This is a genomic window from Actinacidiphila acidipaludis (assembly GCF_019890725.1).
Classification (GTDB): domain Bacteria; phylum Actinomycetota; class Actinomycetes; order Streptomycetales; family Streptomycetaceae; genus Actinacidiphila; species Actinacidiphila acidipaludis.
In genome coordinates, this window is record NZ_JAINZZ010000074.1 from 17,582 (window position 1) to 34,099 (window position 16,518).

Genomic DNA, 16,518 nt, shown 5'->3' on the forward strand with positions numbered 1-16,518 from the left:
AGGACGAAAGCGGCGGTCATCACGCGGGTACGGGTCTTCGGGTCCACCCTTCGAGGTTAACCGGCCGCGCCGGGTGCTCCGTCGCCCGGGTTACCCGTCCCGGTGCCGGATCCGTCACCCTCTCCCCGACTCGTACGGTGCGCACCGCCCAGGGGGTAGCGCCCCACGACCTCGTAGCGCGGCTGCTCACCGGGAACGCCGGAGCGGGGCAGGACACTGGCGACCAGGCGCAACTCGTCGGCGGTCCAGGGTGTGCCCTGGAAGCCGGCCAGCGCCTCGGCGAACGGCAGCAGGCGGGTGGAGTGCCCGCGCGGGGTGCGCGCCAGGGTCAGGTGGGCGCGGAAGCCGTGTTCCTCCGCGGGTGGCGCTCCCGCCCGGCGGGCACCGGCCCGCACGGAGTCGGCGAGGTGGGACAGACCGCGCAGGTCGCCCTCGGCGCCCATCCACAGGGTGCGGTCGCCGAACCGTCCCCCGCCGACCAGCCGCAGCTCGTAGGGGCCGTGCCGGTACGCGGCCCGGGCGAGCCGCTCGTCGAGTTCCGGCCGCACCTCGTCCGGGACCTCGGCGAGGAACGCGAGGGTGAAGTGCCAGCCCTCGGGCGCGGTCCACCGCAGCGCCTCGGCGCCGGGCAGGCGGCGCACGGGCCCGAGCGCCGCGGCCAGCTCACCGGCCGCGGCAGGCGGGGGCACCAGCGCCGCGAAGAGCCTCACGCCGCGGTCAGCCTCGTGTCGCTCTCGTCGGCGCCCGCCTCGACGCCGGCCCCGGCGCCGTCCGCGCTCTCCTCGCGGGGGACGAAGGCGATGAACGGCCGGTCCTCGCCTCGGCGCAGGTTGACCCGCACGCGCAGACCACCGGCCCGGGCCAGCGCGAAACCGACCGCCACGGCGGCGGCCGCGGCGATCAGGCCGCCGGACAGGAAGCCGATCCTGGCGCCGTAGGTGTCGGTGACCCAGCCCATGACCGGGCCGCCGATGGGGGTGCCTCCCACGAAGACCATCATGTACAGACTCATGACGCGTCCGCGCATCACGGGCTCGGTGGCGAGCTGCACGCTGGCGTTCGCGGTGGTGTTGAACGTCAGGCCGAAGATCCCGATGGGCACCAGCAGGGCCGCGAAGACCCAGAAGGCGGGGGCGAGGGCCGCGGTCGCCTCCAGCAGCCCGAAGACCGCGGCGGCCGCCACCAGCATGCGCAGCCGGGTGCGGCTGCGGCGGGCCGCGAGCAGCGCCCCGATCAGGGAGCCGGCGGCCATCAGGGTGTTCAGCAGGCCGTAGGTGCCGGCGCCGCTGTGGAACACCTTGTTGACGAAGGCCGAGAGCCAGATCGGGAAGTTGAAGCCGAAGGTGCCGATGAAGCCGACCAGGACGATCGGCCAGATCAGATCGGGCTTGCCCGCCACGTAGCGCAGGCCCTCGCGGAGCTGGCCCCGGCCGCGCGGCACCCGCTCGATCTTGTGGAGCTCCGAGGTCCGCATCAGCAGCAGGCCGGTGAGCGGGGCCAGGAAGGACAGGCCGTTGATCAGGAAGGCCCAGCCGCTGCCGACCGCGGTGATCAGCACACCTGCGACGGCCGGGCCGACGAGCCGGGCGGCCTGGAAGTTCGCGGAGTTCAGCGAGACGGCGTTGCGCACCGCGGCGGGGCCGACCATCTCCATGACGAACGTCTGGCGGGTCGGGTTGTCGATGACGGTGACCATGCCGAGCAGGAAGGCGATGGTGTACACGTGCCACACCTGGACGACGCCGCTGAGCGTCAGAGTGGCCAGGGCCAGGCCGAGCACGCCGAGGGCGGCCTGGGTGCACAGCAGAGTGCGCCGCTTGGGATAGCGGTCGGCGATCACGCCCCCGTACAGCCCGAACAGCAGCATGGGCAGGAACTGCAGCGCGGTGGTGATGCCCACCGCGAAGGACGAGCCGGTGATGCTGAGCACCAGCCAGTCCTGGGCGATCCGCGACATCCAGGTGCCGGTGTTGGAGACCACGGCACCGGTCGCGAAGAGCCGGTAGTTGCGAATCCTGAGCGAGCTGAAGGTGCCCGTCTTCTGTTCCGCGGGACGGTCAGGTTCGGTTGCGGTGTCTGGTCCGGCTGCCGAACTCAATCGGAACTCGCCTCACTTCCGTCGGTGGTTCAGGGTGTGTCGTTGCCGCAGCGCTGGACCGCCGCCCCGGAGGGCGGCGGCGCTGATCCGGCGGGTCACAGGTGAGCCAGCTTCTCGAGGACGGGAGCGGCCTGGCGCAGAACGGCGCGTTCCTCGTCGGTGAGTCCTTCGGCGAGCTGGGCGAGCCAGGCGTTCCGCTTGGTGCGGCTCTCGGCGAGCATCGCGTCGGCCTGCTCGGTGCGGCTCACCACGACCTGGCGGCGGTCCTCGGGGTGCGGTTCCCGGTGGACCAGGCCCTTGGCCTCGAGCATCGCGACGATGCGGGTCATGGACGGGGGCTGGACGTGCTCCTTGCGCGCCAGTTCCCCGGGGGTCGCGGACCCGCAGCGGGCCAGGGTGGCCAGCACCGCCATCTCGGTCGGGCTGAGCGACTCGTCGACGCGCTGGTGGCGCAACCGTCGCGACAGCCTCATCACGGCGCCGCGCAGCTCGCTGATGGCCGCGCGGTCGTCCTCGGACAGTTCACTCACGCTAATTAGGTTAGCTCATTACCTAGACTAAGTACACCGGAACTGAACTTCGAAGGGCGCGTATTGAACCATCCGGTGGCCAGATCTCACCCATACGAGTGAGAACGGGACGGAAAGTGACGCGGCGAGCCACTCGATCCGGGGACCGTTGGGCGCATGGCATCGAGAGTGCTCAGCCTCCGTTTGGACGGAGATCTGTGGGAGCGGATCCGCGACCATGCCGCAAAACGCGGAATGAGCGCCCAGGACTATGTGATCCGGACGCTCATTCGCGAGGACTTCGACGAGCGGTTCATGGCCGCCGTCGAGGCGACCGACCGTTTCTACGGTCGGCAGGACATCTCCGGGGCTCAGACCAGGCCGAGCGCCGGCATCAGGTAGTAGAAGGCGAACACGGCGCCGACCACATAGAGGGCCACCGGCACCTCGCGCCACCGGCCGGCGGCGACCCGCAGCAGGCAGAAGGTCAGGAACCCGATGCCGATGCCGTTCGTGATCGAGTACGTGAACGGCATGAGGACCATGGTCAGGAACGCCGGCACCGCGATGGTGAAGTCGCTCCAGTCGATCTCCCGGATCGATCCGGACAGGATCAGGAAGCCCACCGCCACCAGGGCAGGGGTGGCCGCCTGGGCCGGAACCATGGTCGCCAGCGGTGTGAGGAACAGCGCCAACACGAACATCAGGCCGGTGACGACGCTGGCGAGGCCGGTCCTGGCGCCCTCGCCGACGCCTGCGGTGGACTCCACGAAGCAGGTGTTGGCCGAGGAGGACGTCGCGCCGCCGGCGGCGGTGGCGATGCCGTCGATCATCAGCACCTTGTTCATGCCGGGCAGGTCGCCCTTCTTGTCCAGCAGACCCGCTTCGTCGCTGACGCCGAGGATCGTGCCCATGGCGTCGAAGAAGCAGGACAGCAGGACGGTGAAGACGAACAGGATCCCGGTGAGGATGCCGACCTGATGGAACCCGCCGAACAGGCTGACCTTGCCGACCAGCCCGAAGTCCGGGGAGGAGACGGGGTTGCCGGGCCACTTGGGCACGGTCAGGCCCCACTCCGCGGGGGACACGTGGGCGACCGAGTCGATGATCACGGCCAGCACCGTCATGCTGATGATCGAGATCAGGATCGCGCCCGAGACCTTGCGGATGATCAGCCCGAGGGTCAGCAGCGTGCCCAGGATGAAGATCAGCACCGGCCAGCCGGTGAGGTGGCCGCCGTTGCCGAGCTGAAGCGGCACGGTGGTGTGCGCGGCGTCCGGGATACGGGTGACGAATCCGGAGTCCACCAGCCCGATCAGCATGATGAACAGGCCGATGCCGATGGCGATGCCCTTGCGCAGGCCGAGCGGCACCGCGCTCATCACGCGCTCCCGGAGGCCGGTGGCCACCAGGATCATGATCGCGAAACCGGCCAGGACGACCATGCCCATGGCGTCCGGCCAGCTCATCTTCGGGGCGAGCTGGAGGGCGACGACGGTGTTGACGCCGAGGCCGGCGGCCAGGGCGACGGGGACGTTGCCGATCACACCCATGAGCAGGGTGGTGAAGGCGGCGGTGATCACGGTGGCGGTGACGAGCTGGCCACCGTTGAGGTGGTGACCGAACTTGTCGACCGCCGACCCGAGGATGATCGGGTTCAGCACGATGATGTAGGCCATCGCGAAGAACGTCGCGAGACCACCCCGGATCTCGCGCGGGATGGACGAGCCGCGTTCGGAGATCCGGAAGAAGCGGTCCAGGCCGGAAACCGACGAGCCGCCGGTGGGCGTGCGCGCGTCGACCGGAGCGGGGGCCGAGGTGGACATACGGGTCCTTCGGGGATCGGTTCTCGCCGTCTTTTGGGCGATCGTACGAATGATTTGCGTCAACGGATGACTGTTTCAGTATGAACAAACAACAAACCAAACGCTATCTTCGCGCGTAGACCCTTGCCGGGCGCGGGCCCGCACGGGCTCATGGGACCGCGGTACAGCCGCCGCATACGATGTGCGCATGAGCAAGGAGCTGACTCCCCTGCGCGAGGCCCCCGAGCCTCTGGAGGCCAACGACGTCGCCACGGTCACCGTCGGCACGATCATCTGGTTCGCGCTCTTCCTCGGGCAGCTCCCCTTCTACGGCTGGTACTCCGACCACGGTCACACCTGGTGGATCTGGACCTGCCTGGCGGGCGGCTGCCTGGGCCTGGTGGGCCTGAAGTACGTGCGGGCCCGGCGCGACGCCATCCGGCGCGCCCGGGCAGCCGAGGCGGACGAGACTCCCGAAGCCGCCCAGAACGGTCACAACGGGTAGAAGCGCCCACCGGCACGTACCGTCGGAGCCATGACGGAACGCGCCGACACCGACTTCGTCGCCGCGCGCCATCCCGGGCTCAGCTCGGACGAGGTCGCCCGGCGCGTCGAGCGCGGCGAGGTCAACGACGTCCCGGTCCGTTCCTCACGCTCGACCGCGGAGATCGTCCGGGCGAACGTCTTCACCCGGTTCAATGCGATCATCGGCGTGCTCTTCGCGATCATCCTGGTGGTCGGGCCGGTCCAGGACAGCCTCTTCGGCTTCGTGATCGTCGCCAACACCGCGATCGGCATCGTCCAGGAGATGCGCGCCAAGCGGACCCTGGACAACCTGGCGGTGATCGGCGAGGCCAAGCCGACCGTCCGCCGCGACGGCGCCGCGGCCGAGATCCCCACCTCCGGCATCGTGCTCGGCGACCTGATCGAGCTCGGACCGGGCGACAAGGTCGTGGTCGACGGCGAGGTCGCCGAGGCCGGAAACCTGGAGATCGACGAGTCGCTGCTGACCGGCGAACCGGACCCCGTGGTCAAACGGCCCGGCGACGAGGTGAAGTCCGGCAGCTTCGTGGTCGCGGGCGGCGGCGCGTTCACCGCCACCCGGGTCGGCCGGCAGGCCTACGCCGCCCAGCTCGCCGACGAGGCCTCCCGCTTCACCCTGGTCAACTCCGAGCTGCGCAACGGCATCAGCCAGATCCTGAAGTACGTGACCTGGATGATGGTGCCGACCGCGATCGGCCTGATCATCAGCCAGTTCACCGTGGAGAGCCACGACGCGCGGGAGGCGGTGCGCCGCACCGTCGGCGGGATCACGCCGATGGTGCCCGAGGGCCTGGTGCTGCTGACGTCGGTGGCCTTCGCGATCGGCGTGGTGCGCCTCGGCCGCAAACAGTGCCTGGTGCAGGAGCTGCCCGCCATCGAGGGGCTGGCGCGGGTGGACGTGGTCTGCCTGGACAAGACCGGCACGCTGACCGAGGGCGGGATGGACGTCACGGGCCTGCGGCTGCTGGAAGGCGCTGGACACGCCCATGTCGGCGCGGTGCTGTCGGCGCTCGGCGCCGCCGACCCGCACCCCAACGCCAGCCTCCAGGCCATCATCGAGGCCTACCCGCAGGCGGGTTCCGAGGGCTGGCAGCGCACCGGCGCCCTGCCGTTCAGCTCCGCCCGCAAGTACAGCGGCGCGGCGCTGACCGAGCCGAGGGGCACCGCGGGGACATGGCTGCTGGGCGCCCCCGACGTCCTGCTGGCCCCCGGCCACCCCGCCCTGGCCGAGGTCGACCGCCTCAACGACGAGGGCTTGCGGGTGCTGCTGCTGGCCCGGTCCGGGCTGGCCCTGGACGACCCGGAGGTCACCACCGGAGTCCTCCCTCAGGCGCTGGTGGTGCTGGAGCAGCGGCTGCGGCCCGACGCCGGGGACACCCTGCGGTACTTCGCCGACCAGGACGTCCACACCAAGGTGATCTCCGGCGACAACGCGGTGTCGGTCGGCGCGGTCGCCGGCAAGCTGGGGCTGCCGGGCGCCGACCGGCCCGTCGACGCCCGCCGGCTGCCCGAGGAGCGCGACGCGATGGCCGGGGTCCTGGAGGAGGGCTCGGTGTTCGGGCGGGTCACCCCGCAGCAGAAGCGGGACATGGTGGGCGCCCTGCAGTCCCGTGGCCACAACGTGGCGATGACCGGTGACGGCGTCAACGACGTCCTGGCGCTCAAGGACGCGGACATCGGCGTCTCGATGGGGTCCGGCTCGGAGGCGACCCGGGCCGTCGCCCAGATCGTGCTGATGAACAACAGCTTCGCCACGCTGCCCTCGGTGGTGGCCGAAGGCCGGCGGGTGATCGGCAACATCACCCGCGTCGCCACGCTGTTCCTCACCAAGACCGTCTTCTCGGTGCTGCTCGCGCTGCTGGTGGTGTTCTGGCAGATCCCGTACCCGTTCCTGCCGCGGCACCTGACGCTGCTGTCCACGCTGACCATCGGCGTGCCCGCGTTCTTCCTGGCGCTCGCGCCCAACAAGGAGCGCGCGAAGCCGCACTTCGTCCGGCGCGTCATGCGGTACTCGACGCCCGCGGGGATCATCTGCGGGCTCGCGTCCTTCATCACCTACCTGGTGGCCCGGCACGAGTACACCGGCCCCGGGTCGCTGGACGCGGAGACCAGTGCGGCCACCCTCACCCTGTTCCTGATGGAGGTGTGGGTGCTGGCGATCGTGGCCCGGCCCTACACCTGGTGGCGGGTGGTGCTGGTGGTGGCGATGGTCCTGGGCTTCGGGGTGGTGCTGGTCACGCCCTCGCTGCAGTCCTTCTTCGCCCTGCGGCTGGTCGGCGACGCGGTGCCCTGGGCGGCCGTCGGGATCGCGGGCGTCGGCGGGGTGGTCCTGGAGGTGGTGTGGGCCTGGGTGCGCCGCCGCGAGCCCCGCGTGCTCGGGACTGCCTGAACCACGGCTCGGCGCACCGCCGCCCGCGACCAGCGGGCCCCGCACCACCGAACCCCGCACCCCGCACCAGCGAGCCCCGCACCCCGCACAGGACGTGCTCGCTCAGTCGAACCAGCGGGCCTCGGCCAGCTCCTCCGTGCGCGTCGGGTCCTCCAGCAGCGCGGCCAGTTCGAACCTGCGCTGCCAGTGGCCGGCGGCCCAGGCGAGGCCGGCGGCGACGCCCTCGACCGTGGAGGCGTGCAGCACCCCGTCGACGTAGCGCCAGTCGACCTCCACCTCCCCGGCCTCCGCCTGCCCGCTGACCAGCAGTTCCTCGTGCTCGACGTAGCTGGTGGGCGCGCCGGGCAGCAGATCGTGCACCGCGGGCAGGACGTCGTGCGGCTCGCCCTCGGAGAGCACCCGCGCCTCCACCGCCTCGCTCAGCCGCCGCACCTGGAACAGCTCGGCCAGGTCTCCGGCCAGCCGCGGCGGCACGGGCAGCAGCGCGCGCCCGGCGGCCAGCGGCAGCAGGTCGGGCGCGTCGGCGACGAGGGCCTCCGCAGCGTCCACGACGACCGGTTCGCCGTCGACGACCGCGCGCAGCTCGTCGGGCAGGGTGACCTGTTCGGGGTCGAGTTCGGCCAGCGCCGCGTACAGATGGTGGAGCTGGGCCGGGGTGACACCTCGGTCGGGGTCGGCGAGCCGGCCGAGGAGTTCGGCGGCGCCGCCGGGCTCCGACAGCAGCGCGGCCACCGACGTGCGGACGCCGAGGGCTCGGAGGACCTGCTCGTCCACGTCCATGTCGGTCTCGGCCTCGTCGTAGAGGCCGGCCAGCAACCGGTCGCCGCCCGCCGTCCTCAGACCCACCGGGTGGCGGCCGTCGAGGACCGGGTGGTCGCGCAGCCACCAGGCGGCATGGGCCCGCACGGACTCGGTGGTGCCGTCGGGCAGCAGCACCCGCACCGGCGCGGTGACCGCCTCGCGCAGCGGGGGCCGGGAGAGCAGGGCCAGGGCCTGCGGCCAGGCGTCGTCGTCCACGAGGTCGAGGTCGCGCACGCCGACCACCTCGGTGGCGACGGGCGGCACGTCGGTCTCGGGGAGCTGGTCGAGGACGTCCTCGCACCACACGTCGACGGCGTCGAGCAGGCCGACGTCGTCGGGCTCGGCCCAGTCGCTGTCGCGCGGCTCCAGGTCGTCCGGGTCGAGGACCACGTCGGCGGCGCGCACCAGGGCGAACGTGGCGAGCACGCCCACCGCGGTGAGGGGCTGCTCCCCCCACCGGTCCGCGAGGTCGCCGTCCACAGCCGCGAGTTCACCCTCGCGGAGCACCGACTCCAGCGGGCTGCCGGGCAGCACCAGCTCGCCCGCGGGGGCGAGTTCGCCGTCCTCGTCGGGCAGGGCGAGCGCGGACAGCCACGGCTCCTCGCCGGGAGCCAGGTTCGCGGCGCGAGCCAGGCCCAGGACGGCGTCGGCCAGTTCCTCCGGGTCCAGGCCGGGTTCCTCGTCCCAGGCGGCCCGGTCCTCGTCCAGCGAGGCGGCGACGGCGGCACGGACCTGGGGAGTGGTGAGGATGGCCCGCGGTGTGGCGGGCAGCGCCCCGAGCTTCTCCAGCAGGGGATGCGCGGCGTCGGCGTGGGCGACCCGCAGCCCGAGCCGGGACAGCAGCGACGCGTCCACGGCCTCCTCCCCGTCCGCGCCCGGCAGCGGCAGCAGCACCTGCCGCGGGCCGACGACGGTGCGGCCGTCGGCGAGCGGCACGGGCAGGCCGCTGAGCACCTCGGCGTCGGTGCCGGCGAGAGCGTCGTAGAGCCGGTACCACCACTCGGCGGGCCGCTCGGCGCCGGAGAGCCGGTCGACGGCGTCGGCCAGGGACAGCCGGGCCACGCCCAACTGCCGCAGGGCAGGACGCCGTTCGAGCGCCGAAGGGACGAGGGTGGGCAGCACCTCGGCGAGCACCCGGACGGCTTCCGCGGTGGCGCCCTCGACCACCTCGGCCTCCACCGGACGCAGCGCGTGCGCCTCGCCGACGAGCGGCACGCCGCCGTCCCAGGACCCGCCGTCACCCTCGGCCGCCTCCCGCGCCGGCGCTTCGGCGGCGCGGGGCAGGAACGGCGTGCGGGGCAGTTCGGCCAGGATGCGACGGCGAAGTTCGGCGTCGAGTTCGCCCTTGCCCAGCGGCCCCGGGACGAGGTCGACGACACCGGTGCCGGCCGGCCGCCACCCGTCCATCAGCCGCACATAGGCCTGGGCGGCGCGGGCGAGCAGGAAGTCGGTGAGCGGGCCGGGCGCGGCGTGGCGGCGCGTCGGGTCGAGCGGGAACGACGCGAGCAGCAGCGCGGGCAGGCCGAGCGGCTCGTCGGTCGGGGTCGGCGCGTGCACGATGTCCGCGGTGCGGGGTGCGGTGGGCGCTCCCTCGGCGTCGACCGGAACGGCCCAGGTGACCGACCAGACCGGGCGCAGACGCTCCTCCACGGGCCGGTCCGCGAGGAGTTCGGGATCCAGCGGCCCGGCCGAGGAGTCGACACGCCAGCGCGCCGGTTCGATTCGGGCGGAGTCGTCGATCAGCACGTCCCCGTCGTCGAGTTGACGGCGCGTCATCGTCCGTGTCCCGGAGGGCGTTTCGATGACGACTTCCGTCAGGCCGGGCAGAGCGAGCAGCAACGCGTCGTCCACACCGGCGAGCAGACGGTCCGTCAGATCTTCGGCGGAGCCGTCGCGCAGGGGCAGCACCACGGCGGTGTCGTAGCCCTCGGGAGCACGCCCCTCGGCGGGGAACGGCAGCCGCAGCAGCGGGACATGGCCGTCGCGGCGGCGCAACTCGTCGGCCAGACCGGCGATTTGGGTGGCGAGGTCGCGGGCCTCGACCAGGGACCAGCGGACGCCGCCCGCTCGGCTGACGACGGCGGGTTCGTCGGTGACGGCGAGGACCGCGGAGAAGCCGACGCCGAAGCGGCCCACGGAGTCCGGGCCGTCGTCGCGCTTGGCGGAGGCGCGGAGGGTGGAGAGGGACTCCACGGCGGCGGCGTCGAGGGGCGCGCCGGTGTTGGCGGCGGCGAGCACCGCGGGAGCGCCGTCCTCGGCTTCGTGCAGGGTGAGCCGGAGCCGGCCGGGGACGCCGGCGCGGACGGCGGCGTCGGCGGCGTTCTGCGCGAGCTCGACGATGAGCCGGTCGCGGTAGCCGCCGAGGGCCAGGTCCTCCTCGGCGTTGGCGTCCTCACGGAAGCGGGCGGCGGAGGACGTCCAGGCGGTGAGGACTGCGTGGCGCAGGGCCGCGGTACGGAAGGGGTCCGGGTGGCCTTCCGGATCGGTTCGGACAACGCCTGCGCGGGTCAACGTACGGCCCTTCCGTCGCATGGTCTCGGCCCGTGAGGGCCCTGCACCGTGAAGGTACCGCCATTCGGCCGTCGCCCGCGCGGGCCGCCTCGCCTGCCCGCCCCGGCCGGCCCCTGCGCTCGGGACGGCCGGTCACGGCCCGCTCCCCCGGCGCGCCGGGCCGCCTGCGACGCCGGCACCCCGCGGAGACGCCTCAGCCGTGGCCGAGGTCGTCCTCGGAGGGCTCGTCGTCCTCGACGGAGGCGTGGCGGTCGGGGTGGAGCGGCAGCGGGTCCGTGTCGTGGAGCTCGTCCAGCACCATCGGCGCCGGCTGCGGCGTGCGCGGCATCACGGCCGCCTCGGAGTGGGCCCCGCAGCCGTAGCCGAGGGAGACCAGGTGGCCGTCGGCCGGGGAGAACTCGTTGGCGCACACACCGAACGCCTGGCTCAGCGAGCCCGCGATCGGCACCAGGAACCCGCAGCTCGCGCAGTTGGCGGGCGCGCCCTGCGCCATGGGCGTCTTCGGCCCGAACTGCTCCTCCCAGCGGTCGGCGGCGGTGTGCAGTCCGTACCGCGACAGCACCCGCGGCCGGCCCATGCCGAGCTGGCGGGCGACGGCGCCGATGGTCGACAGGGAAGGACCGGACACGACCACCTCTTCGGTGACCTCGACGGCCTCCTCCGCGGTCCCGGCCCCGGCGCCCCGCGCGCCCTCCGGACCCTCAGGACCTTCGGCGCCCTCGGGACCCTCGGCGCCCTCTGCTCCCTCGACGTCCTCCGGCTCGCCGGGTTCACCCGTCCAGCCCGGTTCGAGGCGCAGGTCGTCCGCCTCGGTCGGCAGCAGGTCGCCGGGGCCGAGGTCGCCCGGCCGCAGCCGCTCGCTCCACGGCACCCACTCGGGCGCGAGCACCGCGTCGGGTCCGGGCAGCAGCACCGTCTCGTCGATGGTGACGACCTTCGCCCGCGAGGCCCGGGCGAGCGTGGTGGCCCAGCGCCAGCCCCGGTAGGCCGGTTCCTTGCAGGCGAAGAGGTGGGTGACGACGCGGTCGCCCTCCGCGACGACGCCGAGGTGCTCACCCACGGAGTGCGGCCCCGCCGCTTCCTCGGTGACCGCGAGCGCGACGTCCACCGCCTCGGCGCACAGGCGGTCAGGGGTACGGCTTCGCATCGCAGGGCTCACAGAAATCGTTTCTCTTTCTACGCCGTCTCACGTGTGCGCTCGCGGGCGGGCGGACCGGACGCGGGGGAGCCGGCAGCGGAGCGGACCTCTGGACCGCTTCAACGCGTTCGTTCCCCGACCTCACGGTCTGCCCGAGCGTCCTCGGGCGCACCTGTTGCCACCATTCTGCGCGATCGCACGCTACCCGTGTGCACCACCGGCGCAAAGGAGGGGGTGCGCGAACTTCCATTTGGGGCAGGATTGCGACTGTGGCACGTACCGTGACGTCGGGTCCTGGACCCGTGCGCAGGGCCGGGCGCTCCCTCGTGAGTGGGGTCGGGCGCTCCGGCGGTGCCGTGGTGCGCAGGGTCCGGCGTTCGACGCACGCGGGCGGTGCAGGCGAGTCCGGTCTGGCCAAGCTGATCGAGCTCCACGCGGTGAACTCCGCGGGCGACATGCTCATCACGGTCGCGCTGGCGAGCACGGTGTTCTTCTCGGTGCCGACCGGCGAGGCGCGCGGCCGGGTGGCTCTGTACCTGCTGATCACGATGGCGCCGTTCGCGATCCTCGCGCCCGTCGTGGGCCCGCTGCTCGACCGGATGGGTCACGGACGCCGGGTCGCCATGGCCGCGTCGATGATGGCGCGCGCGGTCCTGGCCTGGACGATGGCCGGGGTGGTGGCCACCGCCGGCCTCGGGCTGTATCCGGCGGCGCTGGGCGTGCTGGTGGCGTCCAAGGCGTACGGCGTGCTGCGCAGTGCCGTGGTGCCGCGCCTGCTCCCTGGCCGCACGACCCTGGTGAAGGCGAACTCGCGGGTCACCCTGGCCGGTCTGCTGGCCACCGCGGTGGCGGCGCCGGTGGGTGCGGGCCTGCATGCCATCGGACCGTCCTGGCCGCTGTACGGGGCGTTCGTGATCTATCTCGCCGGCGCGCTGCTGTCGATGTCGCTCGACCCGAAGGTGGACTCGGCCCGCGGCGAGAACCGGGCGCGGCTGTCGGCGGACGAGGAGGCGCCACCGGAGCCCGCCGGCATTCCGGGCCGCAAGCCCGGCCTGCTCGGCGTCGGCTCCTCGGTGCTGCACGCGCTGCAGGGCAACGCGGGCCTGCGCGCACTGTCGGGCTTCCTGACGATGTTCCTGGCGTTCATGCTGCGCGAGCATCCGCTGGGCGGTCTGACGCCCGCGGAATCGCTCGGCGTGGCGGTCATCGCGGCGGGCGTGGGCAACGCGCTGGGCACGGCGCTGGGCGCCTGGCTCAAGGCGCGCGGCCCGGAGGTGATCATCGCGACCGTGCTGATCATCGCGCTGGCGACGGCGACGGTCGCGGCGGGCTGGTTCGGGCTCGTCACGGTGGCGGCGGTGACGGCCGTGGCCGGCATCTCCCAGGCGCTCGCCAAGTTGTCGCTGGACGCCCTGATCCAGCGGGACGTACCGGAGGAGGTCCGCACCTCCGCTTTCGCCCGTTCGGAGACGACCCTGCAGCTGTCCTGGGTCATCGGCGGCGGCCTGGGCATAGTGCTGCCGCTCAGCGGCGAACTGGGGATGGCGGTGGCGGCCGGTCTGGTGCTGCTGGCGTTCTCGGTGTCGGTGCGCGGTCTGCTCGGCGCGGCCCGCCGGGGCGGCGCGACCCGCGCCCGCGTCGCCTGAGGACACGGCGCACCCCCGCGCAGGCCTGGGGCGACCGCCCGGTAGCCTCACCCCCATGAGCATTCGCCGCGCAGCCACCACCCTTGGTGCCATTTCCCTCGGGCTGGTCGCCCTGACCGCCTGCGACAAGCCGACGCCCCTGGCGACGGTGACCGTGGGCAGCAGGTCGGTGACCGCAGAAGCCGTCGACCTGTGCTACGCGAACGGCAAGAAGCTGCCGACGAAGATCTTCGAGTCATGCCTGTCCGCCCCGGCCAAGCACCACCTCACGGTGGGCCTGGGCGACACGGTCCGCGTCGGCGTGGAGCCCAAGCTGGCGAAGAAGGGCTGGCTGCTGGCCTCCGGCACCCAGCTGCTCACCCCCGAGCCGCTCACGAACAAGACCTACTGGACGCTCGACTCCAACACGCTGTTCACCCAGCAGGACCCGCAGACCGGCCAGACCACGCAGGTCGACTCGGTGACCCTGAACATCGTGGAGTCCCCGGACACCACCGGCGCCGAGACCTACGGCGTGTGGAAGATCAAGCTGATCAAGTCCAAGTGATCCGTCCCGGCCGTCTCCTGGTGGTGACCGCCGTCGCCGTGGAGCGCGACGCGGTCGTCGCGGGACTGGCCCGGGCCGGCGCCGCGGCGAGCGCCGGCCGGACCGGCACGACGACCGGCACCTTGACCGCCGGTACCTTGACGTCCCGCACCGACGCGGACACGGCTGCGACCGACTCCGCGGCCGCGGACGTCGTCGCGGCCGGCGTCGGCCCCGCCGCGGCGGCCGCGGCGACGGCGACCGCTCTGGCCCGCGCGGAGGTGGCCGGGGTCCCCTACGCGCTGGTGGTCTCCGCGGGCATCGGCGGCGGGTTCGCCCCCGCCGCGCCGCTCGGCACGCTGGCCGTCGCCGACGCGATCGTGGCCGCCGACCTGGGCGCCGAGACCGACGCGGGCTTCGTCCCGGTGACCGACCTGGGCTTCGGCACCTCCCGGCACCTGCCGCCCGCCGGGCTGTCCCGCCGGGTGGCCCAGGCCCTCGGCGCGGCCTACGGCCCGGTGCTCACCGTCTCCACCGTCACCGGTACGGCCGAACGCGCAGCCGCCTTGACGCGGCGTCACCCCACGGCCGTGGCCGAGGCCATGGAGGGGTTCGGCGTGGCGGAGGCGGCGGCGGCCGCGGGGCTGCCCGTGCTGGAGATCCGTGCCGTGTCGAACGCGGTGGGCCCCCGGGACCGGGCGGCCTGGCGGATCGGCGACGCGCTGGCGGCACTCACAGGGGCCTTCGGGAAGCTCCCGGCGGCATTGGAGGTTGACCCGGAACATGACTGACGACACGACGGACGGCACGACGACGGGGAGTCCGGCCGGCGGGTCCGCGCTGCGGATCGCGTACTCCCCCTGCCCCAACGACACGTTCGTCTTCCACGCGTGGGCGCACGGCCTGGTGCCCGGCGCCCCGCCGCTGGACGTCACGTTCGCCGACATCGACATCACCAACGGCATGGCCGAGCGTGGCGAGGGCGACGTGCTGAAGGTGTCGTACGCGGTGCTGCCGTGGGTGCTGGACGAGTACGCCCTGCTGCCCTGCGGCGGGGCGCTGGGCCGCGGCTGCGGGCCGCTGGTGCTCACCCGCGAGCCCGGCACCGACCTGGCGGGCAGGACCGTCGCGGTGCCGAGCGAACGGTCCACGGCGTACCTGCTGTTCCGCCTGTGGGCGGCGGCGGAGGTGGCCGGCGGCGTCGGCGAGATCGTGGTCATGCCGTTCCACGAGATCATGCCCGCGGTCCGGGACGGCCGGGTGGACGCCGGCCTGGTGATCCACGAGGCGCGCTTCACCTACCAGAACTACGGCCTGCACAAGCTCGCGGACATGGGCGAGCACTGGGAGTCCACCACCGGCCTGCCGATCCCGCTGGGCGCCATCATCGCCAAGCGGTCGCTGGGCAAGGAGCGGCTCCAGTCGCTGGCGGACGCGGCACGCCGTTCGGTGCGCGCGGCCTGGGACGACCCGCGGGCGTCGCGGGAGTACGTGCTCGCGCACTCCCAGGAGATGGACCCGGCGGTCGCCGACCAGCACATCGCGCTGTACGTCAACGAGTTCACCGCCGACCTCGGCGAGGACGGGTACGCGGCGGTCCGCGGCCTGCTCGGCCGGGCGGCGGCCGAGGGCCTGGTGCCGGCGCTGGGCGAGGACGCGCTGGCGTTCTAGGAACGCGCCTGTCCCGGCCCGGGAACCCCGGGACAAGGCCGGGAGGGACCTCGGCGAGAACCCCGGCGGAACGCCGAGGAGAACCCCGGGGAGAACCGCAGGGAAATCGACCCGGAAAAGACTTTGCGGCTCTTTACCGGAGGGCCAACCTCCGGTAAAGCGCCGCAAAAGCGCTCCGGGCCGGCTATACGTCGAGCTGGTCCGCGACGACCCTCAGGACCGAGGCGATCTTGTGACCGTGCGCCTTGTCGGGATAGCGCCCGCGCTGCAAGGAACGCGCGACGTCCTCCAGGAGAGTGGTGAGGTCCTGCACGATCGGCAGCAACTCGTCCGGCTTGCGGCGCTGGGCGGCGGCGACCGACGGGGCGGGATCGAGCAGCGTCACCGAAAGCGCCTGGTCACCGCGCTGTCCCGCGACGACGCCGAATTCCACGCGCTGGCCGGGCTTGAGGGCCGCCACACCGTCGGGCAGCACCGAGGAGTGCACGAAGACGTCGCCGCCGTCATCGCGGGAGAGAAAGCCGAAGCCCTTCTCGCTGTTGAACCACTTGACCTTGCCGGTAGGCACGTCCGACCTCGTCCTCATTGCTCGAAACCGCTCTGAATATGACTTCAGCGGGTCCACCGGAGACCCGCTGACACCAGGCTAATGGCCTGCCGCCGTGTGACAAGACGCCGAGGTCCCGTTCCCGGGCATCCACGCCACGGACCTACCCTGGTCCGGTGAGCAAACAAACCATGGGCCCCGGCGACCTGCTCGTGCGGGTGGGCGCGATCGTCTTCCTGGTGGGGGCCGTCGGCACGCTGGCGACCGTCGCGCCGCTGCTGCTGGGCACCAGCCGGCTGCCCACGCCCGCGTACTTCGTGTCGATGCTGATGGC

At 72.8% G+C, this 16,518-nt stretch carries 14 protein-coding genes; 7 read left to right on the forward strand and 7 right to left on the reverse strand.

The window, feature by feature from the left end; translation table 11 throughout:
* Positions 1-56 precede the first annotated feature (56 nt).
* From thpR to K7862_RS33250, 3 genes are all read right to left on the reverse strand, one after another.
* Positions 57-710 carry an RNA 2',3'-cyclic phosphodiesterase gene (gene thpR / locus K7862_RS33240; protein ID WP_222968800.1) on the reverse strand — a complete coding sequence of 218 codons (654 nt, stop codon included), beginning with the start codon at positions 708-710 and terminating at the stop codon, positions 57-59.
* A complete protein-coding gene (locus tag K7862_RS33245; protein WP_222968802.1) occupies positions 707-2,098 on the reverse strand; it encodes an MFS transporter in 1,392 nt (463 codons plus the stop codon). Before K7862_RS33245 ends, thpR begins: the two co-directional genes overlap by 4 nt.
* Positions 2,099-2,193: 95 nt before the next feature.
* Positions 2,194-2,571, reverse strand: a complete 378-nt coding sequence (locus tag K7862_RS33250; protein ID WP_222968824.1) for a MarR family winged helix-turn-helix transcriptional regulator — start codon at positions 2,569-2,571, stop codon at positions 2,194-2,196.
* Between the two features lie 291 nt (positions 2,572-2,862).
* Between K7862_RS33250 and K7862_RS33255 the strand changes: the two genes are divergently transcribed.
* Entirely contained in the window at positions 2,863-3,009 is a 147-nt protein-coding gene (locus K7862_RS33255) for a hypothetical protein (protein ID WP_372461715.1), read from the forward strand.
* On the opposite strand, the gene K7862_RS33260 is transcribed toward K7862_RS33255, so the two are convergent.
* Positions 2,979-4,433, reverse strand: coding sequence for an NCS2 family permease (locus tag K7862_RS33260; protein WP_222968805.1), 1,455 nt, complete (start codon positions 4,431-4,433; stop codon positions 2,979-2,981). The genes K7862_RS33255 and K7862_RS33260 overlap by 31 nt on opposite strands.
* A gap of 187 nt (positions 4,434-4,620) precedes the next feature.
* Between K7862_RS33260 and K7862_RS33265 the strand changes: the two genes are divergently transcribed.
* On the forward strand, positions 4,621-4,917 hold the full coding sequence (locus tag K7862_RS33265; protein WP_222968807.1) for a DUF2530 domain-containing protein: 297 nt from the start codon (positions 4,621-4,623) through the stop codon (positions 4,915-4,917).
* A 30-nt stretch (positions 4,918-4,947) separates the two neighbouring features.
* The gene (locus K7862_RS33270; protein ID WP_222968809.1) at positions 4,948-7,344 is read left to right on the forward strand and encodes an HAD-IC family P-type ATPase; all 2,397 of its coding nucleotides are present in this window, start codon (positions 4,948-4,950) and stop codon (positions 7,342-7,344) included.
* 102 nt (positions 7,345-7,446) lie between these two features.
* On the opposite strand, the gene K7862_RS33275 is transcribed toward K7862_RS33270, so the two are convergent.
* Together K7862_RS33275 and K7862_RS33280 are read right to left on the reverse strand one after the other, a co-directional pair.
* Positions 7,447-10,656: a sacsin N-terminal ATP-binding-like domain-containing protein gene (locus tag K7862_RS33275; RefSeq protein ID WP_262414193.1), complete on the reverse strand. Its 3,210-nt coding sequence runs from the start codon at positions 10,654-10,656 to the stop codon at positions 7,447-7,449.
* Positions 10,657-10,849: 193 nt separating this feature from the next.
* Positions 10,850-11,803, reverse strand: a complete 954-nt coding sequence (locus tag K7862_RS33280) for a DUF3027 domain-containing protein (RefSeq protein ID WP_222968813.1) — start codon at positions 11,801-11,803, stop codon at positions 10,850-10,852.
* 239 nt (positions 11,804-12,042) lie between these two features.
* Here K7862_RS33280 and K7862_RS33285 point away from each other — a divergent pair, with 239 nt between their 5' ends.
* From K7862_RS33285 to K7862_RS33300, 4 genes are read left to right on the forward strand one after another with little or no spacing between them, the layout of a single operon-like run.
* A complete protein-coding gene (locus tag K7862_RS33285; protein WP_372461716.1) occupies positions 12,043-13,440 on the forward strand; it encodes an MFS transporter in 1,398 nt (465 codons plus the stop codon).
* A 55-nt stretch (positions 13,441-13,495) separates the two neighbouring features.
* Positions 13,496-13,987, forward strand: a complete 492-nt coding sequence (locus K7862_RS33290) for a hypothetical protein (protein WP_222968814.1) — start codon at positions 13,496-13,498, stop codon at positions 13,985-13,987.
* Positions 13,984-14,757 carry a futalosine hydrolase gene (locus tag K7862_RS33295; protein ID WP_308012328.1) on the forward strand — a complete coding sequence of 258 codons (774 nt, stop codon included), beginning with the start codon at positions 13,984-13,986 and terminating at the stop codon, positions 14,755-14,757. The genes K7862_RS33290 and K7862_RS33295 overlap by 4 nt, the downstream gene beginning before the upstream one ends.
* A complete protein-coding gene (locus K7862_RS33300; RefSeq protein ID WP_222968816.1) occupies positions 14,750-15,637 on the forward strand; it encodes a 1,4-dihydroxy-6-naphtoate synthase in 888 nt (295 codons plus the stop codon). Before K7862_RS33295 ends, K7862_RS33300 begins: the two co-directional genes overlap by 8 nt.
* Before the next feature lie 184 nt (positions 15,638-15,821).
* Here the strand turns inward: K7862_RS33300 and K7862_RS38155 are convergent, their stop codons facing one another.
* Positions 15,822-16,205, reverse strand: a complete 384-nt coding sequence (locus K7862_RS38155) for a cold-shock protein (protein WP_033173507.1) — start codon at positions 16,203-16,205, stop codon at positions 15,822-15,824.
* Positions 16,206-16,518: the final 313 nt, after the last annotated feature.